The following is a 14778-nucleotide window of genomic DNA, read 5'->3' as shown; positions in this document are numbered from 1 at the left end:
CGACCACTTACCCAAGTTGCCACTTAAATTTAGATAACTTGGAAGAAGTTTAGCTTTTGAATGTTTGTGCAACAAAGCCGTTTGAATGAGAAAATTTCTCGTAGGAGGCTGCTCATGCAATTGGATAAATTTGATTTCGCTTTATTGGAGCATCTGCAAAAAGATTGCTTAACGCCACTCCGAGAGTTGGCCGATTTAGTGCATTTATCAACGGCCTCGGTACAACGTCGCATTCAAAAATTAAGAGACAGTGGCTACATTATTGGCAATACCGCAGTGCTTGATCCAGACAAATTGGGACAAGTGATTACGATTTTTGTCGAGGTTCGCGTCAACCAAACCCATGTGACAGACCTTGAGGAGTTGAAAGCGAGTTTTTCAATTCCAGAAATACAGCAGTGCTATTACGTAACAGGTGAGGCGGATTTTATGTTGGTACTCTTGGTGCCAAGTATGAGCCGGTTTCAAGCCTTATGTGATCAGCTTTTTCATCATAATGCCAATGTGCAATGGTTTAAAACCACTGTTGTGTTAGAGCGTATTAAAACAACTTTAGAGGTGTCTTGTCAGCCATAACTTTTATTCTCCTTTCTAGATTCTACCTTATATTCAATGGCTAAAGAGGCTGCTTGAAATAGTAAAAGAGAAAAGTCGTTTCTGAATTTTTAGGCACTCAAAATAACGCCATGATGGAATTGGGCTCCTATTTATATAACGAATTTATTTTTCTAATTTTGATGGCTTTGTATCCATAAAACTAGAGAAGGAGGCACGCTGTTATAGTTTTTTCAAGCCTTACTGTAGCTACTCATTCACACCAAACTAGCTGAAAATTTGACTCAAGAAGGGATCATAATCTTGATGGTGGCGTAATGTTTATAACACAGCAACTGAATACAATTTCTGAATTGGTTGAGGGGCAGGGTCTTTCAGATCAACTGCAACATTTACTTGCGCAGCAGTATTTAAACTTAGAAGCGACTTTGCTGCGTGCTAAAGTTTTACGTGATTTTTCAAGCGCTAAAGTTCAGTATATCGTGCAGTCTGCCATTCAAGCAGAACACGCGGAGGTCGCATTTTTATTTGCGCCTTTTATCTTGGCAAATTTAAACCATCCAGTGATTTATAGCAGTCCAGCCACGCCAACCGTACTCAATATCCTCAATCGTTACTATCAAGCAGAGCAAAAACAAAACCTAAAAATAGATGACGTGCTTGAGGCACTCAATGTTTATTTAGATTTGAGTGATAGCGTATTCAATGATGTCGATTTTTTCTATTTTTCATTGATCAAAGCGCTATGTCGAACTGATGTCTCGCAGATTTTTTTGGTGACATCATTAGCGCTCAATACACAAAAACTCGCAGAGCTGGAACAGTTTTTTAAAGTCAAAATTAACTATATTTCTACCCATCCACAAGATGCCATCATCGACAGTAGTGAATGGAATATGCGGAAATTGTTCTTTAAAAACAAAGATCAGCAATATATCGATTTATGTGAAAAATTCGCCACATTGAATGCGCAGTTATTGTTGAGTTATGGCAGTTATAACCAGCAGCAAGCGATCCAGCTGGTTGAAGATATGTTCTATGCGGAGCATATTTATGAAAAGTTATCGGTCTATGCCGAGTATATGCAGACCTGTTTACAACATGGTGTGTCCCGAAAGCAGGCGACTTTTTTCGCCTAATTTGCATTTTTGATGCGCCATTCAAAACAGCTTTTCTTTCATATTGATGCATATACCTAGGTCATCCCCATGTTTTTATATACAGACTTTGATCAAAATTTATTAAATGAACGTGTCGCACAGTTTCGCGACCAAACCCAGCGTTATTTAGAGGGAAAACTGACTGAAGAAGAATATCGTCCCTTACGCTTACAAAATGGTTTATATGTTCAACGCTATGCACCCATGCTACGTTTGGCGGTACCTTATGGCTTAATGAACTCAGTACAATTGCGGAAGGTGGCTGAGGTTACACAGAAGTATGACCGTGGTTATGCGCACATTTCTACGCGTCAAAATATTCAACTGAATTGGCCGCAGCTTGAAGATGTCCCTGATATTTTGCAGGAACTCGCTACGGTACACATGCATTCTATTCAGACCAGTGGTAACTGTATTCGAAACACCACCACAGACCAGTATGCAGGTGTCGTTGAAGGGGAGCTCACAGACCCGCGTCCTACCTGTGAACTGATTCGTCAGTGGAGTACCTTCCATCCTGAGTTTTCATTCCTACCACGTAAATTTAAAATTGCGGTTTGTGCACACCCTGAACAAGATCGTGCTGCCACAACTTTCCATGATGTTGGGGTCTATCTGGTAGAAAATGAAGCAGGGTAGTTGGGTTATCAAATTAAAGTCGGTGGTGGGCTTGGACGCACCCCTTTAGCGGGACATGTGATTAAGCCATTTTTAGCCCGTGAAGATTTAATTGCTTATTTAGATGCCATCATGCGCTTCTATAACTTGCATGGTCGCCGTGATAATAAATACAAAGCGCGTATTAAAATTTTAGTGAAAGCCCTCACTCCAGCGGGCTTCGCGGAAAAAGTTGAAGCTGAGTTTGCACATACTCAGACTTTGCTCAAAGTTCAGCCTAGTGTTTTAGCGCAAATGGATGCAGTATTTCGACCGTTTGCCTATGAACCTTTAGATGCGGAAAATTTTGAGGCGTTGTTCCATCAGTATCCGAAGTTTAAACACTGGTTCAATATCAATACCCATGCACATAAAGTCGCGGGCTACCGCATCGTTACGATCAGCTTAAAACGGGCGGGTGTGGCGCCGGGTGATATGACTTCCGATGAAATGCGTTTAATTTCAGATTTGGCTCACCAATATACCTTTGGTGAGCTGCGAACCACGCATGAGCAAAATATTGCCTTAACCGATGTACGCCAAAAGGATCTGTTTGAACTGTGGCAAGTCTTAGATCGTGGCAATTTGGCTCGTGCGCATATTGGCTTTCTGACTGACATGATTTGCTGTCCGGGTGGCGATTTTTGCTCCTTGGCAAATGCCAAATCTATTCCGGTGTATGAGGCGATAGCTCGTCGTTTTGATGATTTGGATGCTTTATATCATTTAGGCAAGGTCGATCTGAACATTTCAGGCTGTATGAATGCCTGTGGACACCACCATGTCGGCAATATTGGCATCTTAGGTGTCGATAAAAAAGGCGCTGAATATTACCAAATTAGTTTAGGCGGTAACTCAGATCATGATGCATCCATCGGTGATATTTTAGGGCCATCATTTCCTGCAGAAGATATTCCCGATGTGTTAGAGGAAATTCTGAATACTTATCTGGATTTGCGTTTGGAGCATGAATCTTTTTTAGAAACCTACAAACGTATCTCGATCCAGCCGTTTAAAGAGCGGGCTTATGCGGACATAAATTGAGATGTTGCATGACCGAACTCGGCTGAAGAAGTTAAACACTGCGAGCTGCCAAATCATGATCATTTTGGCTGTTTGGAGTTGTGCTGATGTCTTGCAAAAGCTGTTGAATTTACCTGTGGCATCAGGGGTACTTGGTTTTTTTCTGCTGTTGTTCTTACTTGAAATGAAGTGGCTGAAATTAGCCCACGTTGAACGCGGTGCCGATCTGTTGCTGGCTGAACTGCTGCTGTTTTTCATTCCGCCTGTGGTCGGTGTGATTCAATATCAGGATTTATTGATCACCAGTGGTTGGAAAATTCTGCTGGTGATTTTAATCAGCACCGCTTTAGTGATGATGGTTTCTGTATATAGCGTGCGGTTGTTGTTAAAGCCGCCAGAGCTAAATCAGGAACCAAAACTGGAAGATTAGTATGACTGAATTCTGGGGAATTTTTTACTTGGTTTGGACCGTGCTGTGCTATTTCATGGCAAAGCAGCTTTTTGTTCGAACACAAAAAATCTATTTATCCCCCATTATTGTTGTTCCCAGCGTGAGCATCGTACTGGTCTTTCTTTTACAGCATCAGTTCCAAGACTATTACTTTTATACCCAATATTTGGTGGCTATGCTCGGCCCAATCACGGTGGCTTTTGCTATTCCTGTTTTTCGTTATCGCCGCATGATTCAGCAACATTTTAAAGTGTTGCTCTTCATTTCCAGCCTCGCCATGTTGGTGGGTATTTTCAGCAGTTGGTTTTTGGCGAGCCTATTGGACTTTGATGACATCGTTAAAAATAGCCTGTTGGCGCGTTCCATTTCGATTCCTTTTGCTTTGGTGCTCACCGAAAAAGTGGGTGGCTCTATCAGCCTGATTCCGCTATTTACCGTGATTACAGGTTTAGTCGGTATGTTGTTGGGAGACCTTCTTTTGCTTTGGATTAAATATAAAAATCACCTTGCCTCAGGTGCAGCACTGGGTAATGCCGCACATGCTATGGGCATAGCTCGAGCAAGACAGCGGCATAAATTGGAAGGCGTCATTGCCAGTCTCTCGATGATTATTTCAGGAATCATTATGGTGCTATTTGCGCCATCGCTGATTGCAGTGACGAAATATTTACTTGGCTTTATATTTTTTTAAATCAACAAGGAATCGAATATGAATCCTATGTCACATGCAAAGACAATCTTAAGCCCCAAAAGCTATCTCGCGGCCTTTGTCTTTATAGGGCTCATGGTGGCGGCTGCCTATGGACTGAATGATCGTGAAATTATTCTGCCTGAAATGGGCGGCGATGGCCGTTGGGTTGTGGGTCTATCGAGATAAACAGTGGCTGAATCAGCCAGATAAAATTTTTATTTTACCCAGTTTGACCGCTGTTATAGGCTTCTGTATTAATTTGATGCCGATTTCATATCTGTTCAAACTGGTTTTAGTTCTCTGTGCCATCTTGCTCGTGATGCGGATGTTTAACTATATATTACCGCCCGCACTGGCCACAGGTTTCTTGCCGATTGTGACCAAGCCTATGAAATATCGTTTTTGATTTCGATTTTTGCCACCAGTTTTATCCTGATGTTGGGTGTAGTACTCTTTAAACTGAACCAAGGTGTGGAGAGAAAAGGCGATTTTGATCGACGAAAAATAGGTGTATATGCCAGTATTACCTTAATCGGTTTTGCACTCGCCGCTATTTTCAAGGTTGAAGCGATGGCACTGATTCCGCCGACTACAGTGGTGGTGTATGAATCATTAAATATGATGATGTATTCGTTGAAAATGTGCCTTAAGCAGGTTGCTGTGTTGACACTGTCGATTTCAATGGCCGTGCTTATGCAGTTGTGGATTCAAGATTGGATCTTGCTCACCCTCATATATATGCCCTTGATGTTTCTTTTGCTCAAGCTCTTTGATATGCGCATTCCTGCGGTATATGCCTTTCCATTTTTGGTTTTTGTCTTTCCACAAGACAGTGTGATGCATTTACCTATGGCATCTGGCCTGATGGCTGGTTTTTCACTTGGCTGTGTCTATATCTATCGCACCTATTTTCAGAATATGAGTGCTGAGAAATCCTATACCTAGCTTGAGAGGAATGACATGATCAGCTCTGATCATGTCATTTATCTCTGGGATGGTGATATTTACCGTATGGGCAGTGAGTCTCTTCAAATCAAAAGATGGTTTAAATCAGCCTTGATTTAAACCATTTAACTTTTACTCAAAGGCTTCTGGGTAAATACATTGGATCAAGGCATCTAAGGCATTTTGAATACGCTCATTGATTTCAAATGAACAATTGATCCGAATATGATGTGGGACATTGTCCGTTTGATAAAATAATGAACCGGGCGCAATGCTGATATTTTTCTCTAAGAGCTGCTCATAAATCAAATTTCCATTGATCTGTTCAGGCAAAGTAATCCATAAAAAATAGCCCGATGGATAATAATGAATTTGATAATCTTCAGACAAATGTTCAGATAAATAAGTGTAATACTGATTTTTGAGACGTTTTAAGGTGTTACGCAAAGTTTTTAAGTGCTTTTCATAGTGTCGATGCGATAAATAATCGACCAAGGCATTTTGAATAAATGAATTGACGGAAAGCGTGCTCATCAGCTGTAGATGCTGAATATGCTCCGAAAATTTACCCGCATAGACCCAACCAATCCGAAAACCCGCACCTAAAGTTTTTGAAAAAGAAGAGCAGTGTAAAACCAAATTTTTCTGATCAAAGTATTTCATCGACAGCGGTTTTTTATGATCAAAATAAAGTTCTTCATAAACATCGTCTTCAATTAAATAGATATCGCGCTCATGCAGTAGCTTTGCCAGTTGGTATTTGATGTCGTCGCTGACCGTAAAACCAATTGGGTTGTGACTGTTGAGCATCAGCAAACAGACTTTAATTGGGTAACGTTCAATCGCATCTTTAAACGCCTCAAGGTCAATACCGTGTTCTTCATGTTCAGGAATACTAATGACTTTCAGGCCCAAATGTTCAGCCGCTTGCCATGCGCCATAAAATATTGTTTTTTGAAGTAAAATATAGTCACCCGGTTGGGTCATGGCTTGTAAGGAGAGATTTAAAGCATCCAACCCGCCCGAGGTAATCACGATATCAGACGGGTCTGTTGGAATCCCTTGCATGCAGTAGCGCTGCGCAATCAGTTTCCGCAGCTCATAGTTCCCAGGAGGTAAACTTGGCATCTGTTCATAACTGAGACGGTGTTTGGCACGTTGCCCTAACGTTTGCATCAGCTTGGCAGAGTAGAGCAGTTGGCTATTGGGAAAGGCAATGCCAAAGGGAACCATTTGTTCAGATTGGATTGATTTTAAGTATCTGAAAATTTTAGAGTTGATTTCAATCTTTTCATTGAGGATGACACTATTGGAGTTGCTGTCTGAGCGAGTATCGCCTGTCACAAAGTAACCGAGTTTTTCTTGTGAATAAATCAGCCCTTGCGCTTCGAGTTCCTGATAGGCATTCATCACGGTCATTAGGCTAAAACCCGATGTTTCAGCTTGTTGACGTAGTGAGGGTAGTTTATCGTTGGCTTTCCAAAAACCACTTTCAATCAAATGTTTCAGGCTGAGCGCAAGTTTTTCTGATTTATACATATGGGTTCGCTGCAATTAAAAGGCACAGGACATGTATTGAAAGTCCCGTGCCTAATTCATAAAAAATGCTTGGCTGGCTTTAGTAAGCAAAACTCAGCAACAGCTTAAAGAAACCCGCAATCAGTGCGAGAGAAATAAAGCCAAAGCACCACAATAAAATAAACCATAATCGTGGGCTGAGTCGATCAACAAATTTTTTCATGTCTATCTCCTCAATTAATGATAACCCTGATCCCCTATACCTACTTTGTCACGGAACACCCAATAGGACAATAAGGTATAGGCAATGATGATTGGAATTTTGATATCCAATGGTCAGAACTTGATGCATATAATCAACTGATTCCTAGAAAAGTGGTGGTAAAACACAATGGAAAAAAGTAGCCAACATCAGTGGGGTCAATAATTACCATCAAAAGTGGTCGCCTTATTTCCAAATGGGTATTTACCGTTCAAGTTGGCGTGCAGGGGCACTGAAGAACCGTGTAATCGTGGGGTAGCCTGTAGAGGCGTACCATAAAAACGTGGTAATTAATGATCTCAACTAAGATTTTGAGTTTCATCTAAGTGGTTATTTCGTATCATTAAAAAACCGATGGCTCTCACTTGAAAACCATCGGTTTAACTTGGTATGACCTTAGATTATTACCACATTATTTTAAAATTAAAGGTTATTGCTCAAATCGACTTGAGTGTTCATTGGCTTATCTTGAGCATGCTTTCCCCAGTTAAATTTCTGTGCACAGATGCCCAATCCAACAATAAACAGAGCAAGTAAACTAGTGTAAGTCACTTCTTTGAAGTAGGTGCCTTCCACAAGCATGGTAATGAGTGCGCCAATGATAAATGCGATGGCAAGATAAGTGAGCCAAGTGAATAACCACATTTTAAAGTCAATCACTTGTCCTTCGGCTTCTAATTTTTTACGCATACGTAATTGTGAGAAGGCAATGGTCAGGTAGACATACAACGCTGCTGTACCTGTTGCTAACATGAAGATGTCATAGACATTCATACTTTCAGTTGCAGTAAGGTACGTTGCCACCAGAGCAAATAATGACGAGACTAGAACGCCCATCCACGGACTACCATTACGGTTGATTGAACCGAAGCTTTTAGGTGCGTCGCCACGTTTTGACAGGGAAAATAACATCCGTGAGCAGGTATAAAGTGCCGAGTTAAAGCAGCTACATACCGAGGTCAGTACTACAAAATTTACAATGTGTTTTGCTTCTGGAATGCCAAGTGCTGACAAAGTCACACTATAGGTTCCCCACGTTGGATCTTTTAATAGTGGATTGTTATGTGGAATTAAGCATACGGTAATAAACATTGAACCGACATAGAACAACATAATTCGCCAAACCACAGAGTTAGACGCTTTACGGATTTCACGGGCAGGATTTTCTGATTCTGCCGCCGCAACCGTAACAATTTCAGCACCGATATAGGCAAACATAACCCCCAGTAAGGCGGTGATCACTGCCGAGAAACCGTTCGGCATGAAGCCGTCCGCAGTTAAATGCGTGATTCCTGATGCAGTTGCTTGACCCCAAGGCCATAAATGCATGATAGCCAAGCTACCAATCACTAAGAAAATCACAATCGCAATTACTTTGATGAGTGCAAACCAAAACTCAAATTCACCATAGTTTTTAACATTTTGTAAGTTAACCAAAACTAAGGACACAATCACGACCAGCATGTAACCCCAGATCGGGATAAAGGGAAACCAACTGTTGAGAATTTTACCTGCGACATACGCTTCCCAACCCATCAGCAAAGCCCAAGAACACCAATACAACCAGCCAATGGTAAAACCAGCCCAACGGCCAATGGCACGATCTGCATAGGTTGAAAATGACCCACTGTCTGGATTGAGAACAGCCATTTCACCTAGCATGCGCATGATTAACAGAATGAGTAATCCACCAAACGCATAGGCCAAAACTGCAGCAGGGCCTGCCGAATAGATAACATTTCCCGAGCCGATGAACAGTGAACCACCAATGACACCCGCAATCGAGATCATGGTGAGATGACGCGACTTAAGTCCATTTTTTAAGCCTTGAGATGCATGCGGCACAGTGCTTTGTTTAGGTGCTTCCATATAATTTTCCTTAATCTTAAGGAAGTAGTTTCAAAATGGGCAAAGCCTTTTTCGGACTACTCATCCTTTAAAACTGTAACCGAATGATCAGAGGCTTTATCATTATTAAGGCAAAAATGAATAAATCTGATATTCCTGTCAAAGCGTGAAAAATCACACTTTGGCTACAAAACGGTTACATGTTGTTTATGTATGCACCTAATCTCTCTTTTTTGTTCTCAGTAAACGAGAGCCATTTTTTAGCATTTGGAAGGAGCCAATTGCAGCTAAAATCTGAAAAGCTGGGGAGCCAATGTTTACTCTCATCTCAATAATTTATAGAATGAAGCAGCAAAACTCAGCTTTGTAACTGCGGCTTTAGTCGTAAGTCGAAGGGTTGTAAAAAAACTTAAGTATCTAATTTATAAAAATAATCAACTCAGCGTACGAACTCCTGCATTTCGCAGACATTTGAGTAACACACCAAAAGCTACCAATATTTCTTGTTCACGGACACAGGCAAAGCCCAATAGCAGTCCTTTCTGCCGTGTTGAATAATGCTTGGTATAGTATTGTGACAGCGCTCGAACTTTTACGCCTTGATCAAGTGCATTGCTGGCAATCAACACATCATCCATGTTGCTCGGCAGCTTTAAAATCAAATGTAAACCAGCAGCGGTATTGTATTCATGCAGGAAGTCTGCCCCAAGATGACGTGTAATCAGATCGATTAAAAAGGCGTGACGCTTGCTATAGAGTAAACGCATACGACGAATATGTGCTTCATAATGGCCCTCACGGATAAACTCTGCCAAGACTTTTTGATCCAGTAAATGCCCACCTCGATACAACTCCGATGCCACAATACGCAGTGGTGAAAACAACTTTTTAGGGACCACCAAATAGCCAATGCGCAAAGCAGGATAGATGGTTTTACTGAAGGTTCCCATATAAATGACAGGTGCATCAGGTTCCAAACCTTGCAAAGAAGGGAAGGGCTGACCCGAGAAGCGGAACTCACTGTCATAGTCATCTTCCACAATCCAGCTTTTATGCTGGCGTGCGATGGCAATTAGTTGTTTACGTCGTTCTAAACTTAAGTGAGAGCCTAAAGGGTATTGATGTGAAGGCGTCACAAAAATCAGTTTAGGCGGGGTTTTTGGGTCTAGGTCAGGAATAATGCCTTCTTGATCGACAGGTAAGGAGCGTAGATTCACGCCATTAATGCGTAAAATATTACGTGCTCCCCAATAAGCAGGATCTTCAATCCAAACTTCATCGCCTGGGTCACTTAAGGTCCGTGAAACCAAATCGATCGCCTGATGTGTCCCTTCGGTAATAATGATTTGGTCTGCATCGCATTGCACCGAACGCGCAATTTTGAGGTATTCCGCTAGTTCTTGGCGCAGCTCTAAACATCCACCCGCATTGCTATAAATAAGACTATTAATTTCAGGTTCACGGCTGAGGCGAGTCTGAATACGGCTAAAAATATGGTGTGGAAATTCTGTGACATCGGGTGCCCCGGGCACAAACGCGCCCCATTGATAAGGCGACGCAGCTGAATAGCCGATGAGATAGGAACCACGCTGCGACAAATTATAATTTTGCTGGGTCTTTTTTTCTTGAGCTTGATTATTGGTATTTTCAGCTTTGACCAAAAAGGATTCAGGCAGTTTTTCAGCCACCCACGTGCCTTGGCCTGTACGTGCTTGAACATAGCCTTGCGCTTGTAATTGTTCGTACGCACTGAGTACGGTATTGCGTGAGACTTTAATTTCTTTGGCTAAGTCACGTGATGCAGGTAGGCGGGTTTTGGGTGCGAGTACACTGTCAATAATGGCGTTGCGTAAGCAGCGAAACAATCGCAATTGTAGGGTTCCGTCAATATCTTGCTGTAATCGTTGCAGTAAATAATCTCCAAGCAAGCTACGCAATTGGCTCTCTCTTACAATATTAAAATGGCTTTTCGTGAGCGATTACCATAAATGCAAAATTATCTCGTCAGGCAGCCGTTGTAAAGCATTTCGCTTGTGGACGTTGGGAGCAAATACCCGCGACTAAGGGGTTGGAAATATACACAAGTCGCATCCAAAGCAAAAGTTTTTTAGATGATTTACATAATCAAATACAACGGTTTGAAAATATCGTCAGAAAAGCCTAAAAAAGGACATAAATGGGTTCTAGGTTGGCCTAGTCATTTGCTGAATTTTGGGCTTCTTTAGCATTTTGGGTGATTCGATTGAATACCGTAATGGCCCTCTTGAATAAGTATGCTTTTTAAAAATTTATATTTTTTAAATTATTAATTTTTAATAAATAAATATTTATTGTGGAGAATAATTATAAAGGGGGTGGGTGAATTGGCTCCATCTATCTGATGAAAAGTGGCTCTCGTCTAGTGCCAATAAAAGCGCAAAATGCAATAAACCCCACGTCCTTTGTATATCAGCAAAAAGCATGATCGGGACGCTGAAATTTTATAAATGTATGAATCAAGAATGAGGATACAAAATGGACAGTAAACACTCTGCACTGAACGCACGTAAACTAAAAGCGACTCCTCGTGGCGTTGGTGTCATGTGTCAATGGTATGCGGAGAAAGCAGAAAATTCCACCATTTGGGATGCTGAAGGGAATCAATATACTGACTTCGCGGGTGGTATTGCGGTACTGAACACAGGTCACCGTCATCCTAAAATTATTGCTGCTGTTACTGAACAATTGACTAAATTCACCCATACAGCGTACCAAGTTGTACCGTATGAAAGCTATGTTTCTTTAGCTGAACGTATTAATGCACGTGCACCAATTGCTGGTGAAGCGAAAACAACATTTTTCTCTACTGGTGCTGAAGCTGTAGAAAATGCAGTGAAAATTGCACGTTCTTACACAGGTCGTCACGGTATTGTGACTTTTGGTAACGGTTTCCACGGTCGTTCATTTATGACTATGGCAATGACAGGTAAAACTGCACCGTACAAACGTGACTTTGGTGTGATGCCTTCAGGTGTTTTCCATGCGCGCTATCCAGTAGAGTCAAAAGGCATTACTGTCGATGCTGCGATTGAAAGCATTGAAGACATTTTTGCAGAAGATATTGCGGCACATGATGTCGCTGCTATTGTGCTTGAACCTGTTCAAGGTGAAGGCGGTTTCAACGTTGTTCCTGCTGAATTCTTAAAGCGTTTACGTGCGCTATGTGATCAACACGATATTTTGATTATTGCAGATGAAGTACAGACAGGCTTTGCCCGTACTGGTAAGTTATTTGCCATGGATCACTACGAGACCAAAGCCGATTTAATCACTATGGCGAAAAGTCTTGGTGGTGGTTTCCCAATCTCTGGTGTGGTTGGCCGTGCTGAAGTGATGGATGCACCGAACCCAGGTGGTCTAGGTGGTACTTATGCAGGTAATCCAGTGGCTGTAGCTTCTGCACATGCCGTACTAGACGTGATTGAAGAAGAAGGTCTTTGCGAACGTGCAAATGTATTGGGCGCAGAGTTGGTTGAAGTTCTGAATGAACTCAAACAGTCTTCGTCTACAGTCCAAGAAATTCGTGCGTTGGGTTCAATGGTCGCGATTGAGTTGGAAACGGCGGATCAAGCCAAAGCAATTCAAAACTATGCAATGCAAAATGGTTTGCTTATTTTGACCTGTGGTCGTTATGGTAATGTGATCCGTTTCTTATATCCTTTAACGATTCCTGCAGAACAATTCCGTGCTGGCTTAAACATTTTAAAACAAGGTTTTGCACTTTCTGCTGCAGCATAATTGAAGAGTAATGACTATGCTTCAAGCGCAATATAAAGATTTATTACAGCATCCAGATATTCGTTTTGATGTGCCTGAAAATGGCGGTTACATCGAAGTCAAAGATGCGGCAACACATGACACTTTGGCATGGGTGAAATCCCATGACCGCGCGTCAGTTGAGCAAGTGATTGCTCGCTCTCAAAAGGCACAAACTGCGTGGAAAGCGCAAACAGCTCTACAACGTGCTGATGTGCTTTGGGCTTGGTTTGATTTGATGCAGGAAAATAAAGAGTCATTGGCTCAGATTTTGACTGCTGAACAAGGTAAGCCTTTAGCTGAAGCACGTGGTGAAATTGGCTATGCTGCTTCATTTATTCGTTGGTTTGCTGAACAAGCACGCCGTATCGATGGTGAAGTTTTAACACCAACACTGCCGAACCAGCGTTTGTTGGTGATCAAACAGGCGATTGGGGTTACGGCCGCAATTACACCGTGGAACTTCCCCGCAGCAATGATCACACGTAAGGCCGCACCTGCAATTGCAGCAGGATGTTCGATGATTGTGAAACCTGCTGAGCAAACGCCTTTAACGGCTTATGCTTTAGAAGTGTTAGCGCTACGCGCGGGTTTGCCACAAGACGTGTTATTACACATCAGTGGTGATTCAAGCGAAGTGGGTAAAACACTGTGTGAAAGCGACACGGTGAAAAAGTTGAGCTTTACAGGTTCAACTCAAGTTGGTCGTATCTTGATGCAACAATGTGCGCCAACCATCAAAAAACTGTCTTTAGAATTAGGCGGTAATGCACCAGTATTGGTTTTTGATGATGCCAATCTTGAGCAAGCGGTACAAGGCATTATGGCCAGCAAGTTCCGCAATAGCGGACAGACCTGTGTATGTGCCAACCGTATTTATGTACAAGATGGTATTTACGATGCATTGGTTGAAAAACTGGCAGTTGCTGTCGCGAACTTAAAAGTGGGTGATGGCCGAGTTGAGACTTCAACCCAAGGCCCGTTGATTGATGAAGCCGCGATTGAAAAAGTACAGTCGCATATTGCCGATGCCATCAGTAAAGGTGCGCAGGTTAAAACCGGTGGTCAACGCTCAAGCCTAGGTGGTACTTTCTTTGAACCGACACTTTTAACCGAAGTGACGCAAGAGATGAAAGTCGCGAAAGAAGAAACCTTTGGTCCATTGGCACCCTTGTTCCGTTTTAAAACGGAAGAAGCAGCAGTACAAATGGCCAATGACACTGAGTTTGGTTTGGCAACTTACCTATTTACGCAAAATACCGCACGTCAGTGGCGTGTTGGTGAAGCGCTTGAGTACGGTATGGTCGGCATCAACACGGGCGCGATTTCAAATGAAGTGGCACCCTTTGGTGGTGTGAAGCAGTCAGGCTTAGGTCGTGAAGGTTCTAAATTTGGTATCGATGAATATCTCGAAATGAAATATTTGTGCGTGGACTTATCTGTTTAAGATAACCCCGCAACCATCAGTTAAAGAATCAGCCTTGCCCATTCAAGGCTGATTTTTTATGGGTGCATATTGGGGGAGAATCGATTTATTTTTAAATATTGTATGGTCTATTCACAATCCTCTCCTATAATTTGAAGCTATGAGAGGTAAGGGTCGATAAATCTAATAAGATCACTTTTTGATTTATGAAGGAGGTTTACTATTTGTTCTTTGGAGAAATCCACATTTTTGGCATTCCTATAACTAAGTTCCAAAAAATATAAGTAATCGTGTAAAACATTAATGCACCTAGTATCCATAAATCCAACATAGAATTCGTGAATAATCTATAAAATGCTCCTCCACGACCTATGCTATCCCCACCTTCTAACATAACAATAAAAGGTAAAATAATTGCTACAGGTGATAGATACACATTCAATATTG

At 41.9% G+C, this 14778-nt stretch carries 14 protein-coding genes and 2 pseudogenes; 10 read left to right on the top strand and 6 right to left on the bottom strand.

Annotated elements, in window-relative coordinates:
* Positions 1 to 114 precede the first annotated feature (114 nt).
* From ACF8FD_RS03295 to ACF8FD_RS03260, 8 genes and pseudogenes are all read left to right on the top strand, one after another.
* Entirely contained in the window at positions 115 to 576 is a 462-nt protein-coding gene (locus ACF8FD_RS03295; protein ID WP_205667017.1) for an Lrp/AsnC family transcriptional regulator, read from the top strand.
* Between the two features lie 296 nt (positions 577 to 872).
* A complete protein-coding gene (locus ACF8FD_RS03290) occupies positions 873 to 1694 on the top strand; it encodes a hypothetical protein (protein ID WP_205667016.1) in 822 nt (273 codons plus the stop codon).
* A 69-nt stretch (positions 1695 to 1763) separates the two neighbouring features.
* Positions 1764 to 3416: pseudogene (locus ACF8FD_RS03285) on the top strand (nitrite/sulfite reductase).
* Between the two features lies 1 nt (position 3417).
* Complete coding sequence (locus ACF8FD_RS03280) at positions 3418 to 3825, top strand: CidA/LrgA family protein (RefSeq protein ID WP_205667015.1); 408 nt, start codon at positions 3418 to 3420, stop codon at positions 3823 to 3825.
* 1 nt (position 3826) lies between these two features.
* Positions 3827 to 4537, top strand: coding sequence for an LrgB family protein (locus ACF8FD_RS03275; protein ID WP_205667014.1), 711 nt, complete (start codon positions 3827 to 3829; stop codon positions 4535 to 4537).
* Positions 4538 to 4555: 18 nt separating this feature from the next.
* Positions 4556 to 4723, top strand: coding sequence for a hypothetical protein (locus ACF8FD_RS03270; RefSeq protein WP_228290411.1), 168 nt, complete (start codon positions 4556 to 4558; stop codon positions 4721 to 4723).
* Positions 4692 to 4943 carry a hypothetical protein gene (locus ACF8FD_RS03265; RefSeq protein ID WP_228290410.1) on the top strand — a complete coding sequence of 84 codons (252 nt, stop codon included), beginning with the start codon at positions 4692 to 4694 and terminating at the stop codon, positions 4941 to 4943. The genes ACF8FD_RS03270 and ACF8FD_RS03265 overlap by 32 nt, the downstream gene beginning before the upstream one ends.
* Entirely contained in the window at positions 4940 to 5482 is a 543-nt protein-coding gene (locus ACF8FD_RS03260) for a hypothetical protein (RefSeq protein ID WP_228290409.1), read from the top strand. Before ACF8FD_RS03265 ends, ACF8FD_RS03260 begins: the two co-directional genes overlap by 4 nt.
* 132 nt (positions 5483 to 5614) lie before the next feature.
* Here the strand turns inward: ACF8FD_RS03260 and ACF8FD_RS03255 are convergent, their stop codons facing one another.
* The 5 genes and pseudogenes from ACF8FD_RS03255 to ACF8FD_RS03235 form a co-directional block, all read right to left on the bottom strand.
* Complete coding sequence (locus ACF8FD_RS03255) at positions 5615 to 7021, bottom strand: PLP-dependent aminotransferase family protein (RefSeq protein WP_205667013.1); 1407 nt, start codon at positions 7019 to 7021, stop codon at positions 5615 to 5617.
* 79 nt (positions 7022 to 7100) lie between these two features.
* Positions 7101 to 7223 carry a hypothetical protein gene (locus ACF8FD_RS03250; RefSeq protein ID WP_004694789.1) on the bottom strand — a complete coding sequence of 41 codons (123 nt, stop codon included), beginning with the start codon at positions 7221 to 7223 and terminating at the stop codon, positions 7101 to 7103.
* Positions 7224 to 7237: 14 nt separating this feature from the next.
* Positions 7238 to 7327 (bottom strand): annotated as a pseudogene (locus tag ACF8FD_RS03245) (hypothetical protein); the annotation flags it as partial.
* A gap of 358 nt (positions 7328 to 7685) precedes the next feature.
* Positions 7686 to 9131 (bottom strand): amino acid permease, encoded by a 1446-nt coding sequence (locus ACF8FD_RS03240; protein ID WP_392453151.1) that lies wholly within the window; start codon positions 9129 to 9131, stop codon positions 7686 to 7688.
* Positions 9132 to 9544: 413 nt separating this feature from the next.
* The gene (locus ACF8FD_RS03235) at positions 9545 to 11047 is read right to left on the bottom strand and encodes a PLP-dependent aminotransferase family protein (protein ID WP_178928729.1); all 1503 of its coding nucleotides are present in this window, start codon (positions 11045 to 11047) and stop codon (positions 9545 to 9547) included.
* A 577-nt stretch (positions 11048 to 11624) separates the two neighbouring features.
* Here ACF8FD_RS03235 and gabT point away from each other — a divergent pair.
* A complete protein-coding gene (gabT, locus tag ACF8FD_RS03230; RefSeq protein ID WP_178928728.1) occupies positions 11625 to 12887 on the top strand; it encodes a 4-aminobutyrate--2-oxoglutarate transaminase in 1263 nt (420 codons plus the stop codon).
* Between the two features lie 16 nt (positions 12888 to 12903).
* Positions 12904 to 14352 carry an NAD-dependent succinate-semialdehyde dehydrogenase gene (locus ACF8FD_RS03225; RefSeq protein WP_205668140.1) on the top strand — a complete coding sequence of 483 codons (1449 nt, stop codon included), beginning with the start codon at positions 12904 to 12906 and terminating at the stop codon, positions 14350 to 14352.
* A gap of 199 nt (positions 14353 to 14551) precedes the next feature.
* Here the strand turns inward: ACF8FD_RS03225 and ACF8FD_RS03220 are convergent.
* A partial coding sequence (locus ACF8FD_RS03220) for a hypothetical protein (RefSeq protein WP_392453149.1) occupies positions 14552 to 14778 on the bottom strand: 227 nt, incomplete at its 5' end.

The organism is Acinetobacter sp. TYF_19 (assembly GCF_043105125.1).
Taxonomy (GTDB): Bacteria; Pseudomonadota; Gammaproteobacteria; order Pseudomonadales; family Moraxellaceae; genus Acinetobacter; species Acinetobacter johnsonii.
The sequence above is the reverse complement of the archived record's forward strand: the minus strand, read 5'-3'. Positions and strand labels throughout refer to the sequence as shown.

Coding starts and splice junctions, on each gene's coding strand:
- ACF8FD_RS03295 (WP_205667017.1), top strand. CDS start 115: ATGCAATTGGATAAATTTGATTTCGCTTTATTGGAGCATCTGCAAAAA.
- ACF8FD_RS03270 (WP_228290411.1), top strand. CDS start 4,556: ATGAATCCTATGTCACATGCAAAGACAATCTTAAGCCCCAAAAGCTAT.
- ACF8FD_RS03275 (WP_205667014.1), top strand. CDS start 3,827: ATGACTGAATTCTGGGGAATTTTTTACTTGGTTTGGACCGTGCTGTGC.
- ACF8FD_RS03225 (WP_205668140.1), top strand. CDS start 12,904: ATGCTTCAAGCGCAATATAAAGATTTATTACAGCATCCAGATATTCGT.
- ACF8FD_RS03280 (WP_205667015.1), top strand. CDS start 3,418: ATGTTGCATGACCGAACTCGGCTGAAGAAGTTAAACACTGCGAGCTGC.
- gabT (WP_178928728.1), top strand. CDS start 11,625: ATGGACAGTAAACACTCTGCACTGAACGCACGTAAACTAAAAGCGACT.
- ACF8FD_RS03265 (WP_228290410.1), top strand. CDS start 4,692: ATGGCCGTTGGGTTGTGGGTCTATCGAGATAAACAGTGGCTGAATCAG.
- ACF8FD_RS03255 (WP_205667013.1), bottom strand. CDS start 7,021: ATGTATAAATCAGAAAAACTTGCGCTCAGCCTGAAACATTTGATTGAA.
- ACF8FD_RS03250 (WP_004694789.1), bottom strand. CDS start 7,223: ATGAAAAAATTTGTTGATCGACTCAGCCCACGATTATGGTTTATTTTA.
- ACF8FD_RS03240 (WP_392453151.1), bottom strand. CDS start 9,131: ATGGAAGCACCTAAACAAAGCACTGTGCCGCATGCATCTCAAGGCTTA.
- ACF8FD_RS03290 (WP_205667016.1), top strand. CDS start 873: ATGTTTATAACACAGCAACTGAATACAATTTCTGAATTGGTTGAGGGG.